The following is a 2,288-nucleotide window of genomic DNA, read 5'->3' as shown; positions in this document are numbered from 1 at the left end:
TTCACAGTCCATAATGGTGGTCAGAGCGGATTCCATCAGAATGTCTTTTACGCCAGCCGCATCGGTAGAGCCAACCGGTGAAGAGGCATCAATCTGGATTTCAAAGTGCAGACCGTTGTTTTTCAACAGAATCGCAGTCGGAGCAGCGACATCGCCTTTGTAACCCTGCAGCTGAGCTTCGTCTTTCAGGCCAGTAACAGAACCGTCAGCCAGAGTCACCACCAGCTTGCCGCCTTCGATGGCGTACTGAGTGCTGTCAACGTGAGAACCGCTTGCCAGTGGTGCAGAGGTGTTCAGAAAATCGCGAGCCCAGGCGATCACTTTGTCGCCGCGTACTTTGTTGTAGCTGCCGCCTTTTTCCGCACCGTTTTCTTCAGAGATTACATTGGTACCGTACAGTGCATCGTACAGAGAACCCCAGCGCGCGTTAGCAGCGTTCAGAGCAAAACGGGCATTCATGATCGGCACAACCAGCTGAGGACCGGCCATCTGACCGATTTCTGGTTCTACGTTTTCAGTCGTAGCCGCAAAGTCGTCGCCTTCCGGCAGCAGGTAACCCAGTTCCTGCAGGAAGGTTTTGTATTCCGCAGCATTATGAGGCTGACCCTTACGCTCAGTGTGGTAAGCATCAATTTTCGCCTGGATATCGTCACGCTTGGCCAGCAGGGCTTTGTTTTTTGGTGCCAGATCATTCACCAGAGCATCAAACTCTGCCCAGAATTTTTCTGCATCAACACCTGTACCCGGAATCGCTTTTTCGTTAACGAAATCGTACAGTTCCTGAGCGACCTGAATGCCACCTTTCTGAACGTATCCAGTCATTATTTTGCCTCAATTATCGTGTGTTCACCGACCGCTGGTGCGGCCTGATTAAATGGGTGTCGCAGTTGCTGACTGTTAAGAACCTGATCAACAACTTTAAAGTCGACGGATTATACCCCAGCCACTGCATCACCCGAATCTATTGTGATTGATACCCTATATAACCTGTATGAATAGTGCATCCTGTTTTCCCAACCTCTGCGGCCACAGCAGGAGCTGTTAAGGCGTTACCAAAGTCGCCACGCGGTTGTGCAGCCGATCTGCTATTGTACGCCTTTGATCAAACAGTCAGTTTTTTTATGGATCAGATAGCCAATACCATACTTTCCTCTGGCCGCTCCGCCGTCGAGCTGGCATTTTTCATTCTGTTACCCGTGATGATCGTGATGTTGAGCATCATGCACTGGCTGGAATCCCGCGGCATACTTAATCGTATCGTGGCAGCGTTTTCGCCGGCCATGGCGCTGTTTGGGCTGTCCGGTCTGGGCATCTTTGCCCTGATGCAGGTCTCCATGGTGAGCTTCGCCGCCCCCATCGCCACTCTGGCGGTGATGGCCAGAAACGGTTCATCTCCACGTCATATCGCGGCCACACTGGCGATGGTGCTGTCTCTGGCCCAGGCCAATGTGGTCTTCCCCATGGCCGCCGCGGGCCTCAACGTTGGCGCGACCATTGGTATTGCCATAGCCGGTGGTTTGCTCGCCAGCGCCGCTGTCTGGTATCTGTTCGGCCGTTCCCTGTCTGCAACACAAACGACAAATGAGAGCGAACTGTTACCGGATAACGCCGACAAAGAATCCGCGATGGCGGTGATCCGCCGTGCTGGTAAAGATGCCTGGGAAATTTCGCTTTCTGCCCTGCCGTTGTTAGTCGTCGCTCTGGTCGCCGTCAATCTGCTGCGTCTGACCGGGCTGATTGGTACCCTGGAGGACTGGCTTGCACCCGCCGTCAACGCGCTGGGCTATCCGCAGCAGACATTCCTGCTGGCAATCACCAAATACATTGCCGGCGGTACCGCCATGATGGGCATTGCCATGGAACAGTTCCAGGCAGGCGTCCTCTCCCCCGCTGACGTTAACCTGCTGGCCGGTTTATTGATCTGTCCGTTAGATGTGGCAGGTGTAGCCATTCTGGTTGCGGCAGGTAAAAACGTCGCTGCGGTTGCCCGCCCGGCGATTTACGGCGCCCTGATCGGCATCGTTTTCCGCATTCTGTGTCATTACTTTTTGTATGCGTCCTGATCAAGAAGAACCCGTGATAACCTGGCACTGAACACACTGAAAGAACACACGAGAAGAGCACACAAAAAGAAAAGCAGAACCTGAATAGCACCAGATAAAAAAGTTAAAAAAAGCGGCCAATGGCCATTGCTGTCCCACAAATTTCTATTCAAGCATTTTCGAAAAATGTCAGGCCCCTTGTCCTCATAGAGGGGCGTTACCCCTCTCGCCGGACGGGCTACCTCC

General features: G+C 53.2%; 1 protein-coding gene and 1 pseudogene. One reads left to right on the top strand and one right to left on the bottom strand.

Annotated features, from left to right (window positions below; all coding sequences use genetic code 11):
* Positions 1–822, bottom strand: a pseudogene (locus tag B2Z72_RS17600) (malate synthase G); the annotation flags it as partial.
* A 299-nt stretch (positions 823–1,121) separates the two neighbouring features.
* Between B2Z72_RS17600 and B2Z72_RS17595 the strand changes: the two are divergent.
* Positions 1,122–2,063, top strand: a complete 942-nt coding sequence (locus B2Z72_RS17595; RefSeq protein ID WP_297005438.1) for a nucleoside recognition family protein — start codon at positions 1,122–1,124, stop codon at positions 2,061–2,063.
* Positions 2,064–2,288 lie beyond the last annotated feature (225 nt).

It is taken from the genome of Thalassolituus sp. UBA6592 (genome assembly GCF_002433655.1).
In the GTDB taxonomy this organism is placed as follows: Bacteria; Pseudomonadota; Gammaproteobacteria; order Pseudomonadales; family Oceanobacteraceae; genus Venatoribacter.
The sequence above is the reverse complement of the archived record's forward strand: the minus strand, read 5'-3'. Positions and strand labels throughout refer to the sequence as shown.

Excerpts from the sequence above, each read along its gene's own strand:
- B2Z72_RS17595 (WP_297005438.1), top strand. The coding sequence starts at position 1,122 with ATGGATCAGATAGCCAATACCATACTTTCCTCTGGCCGCTCCGCCGTC.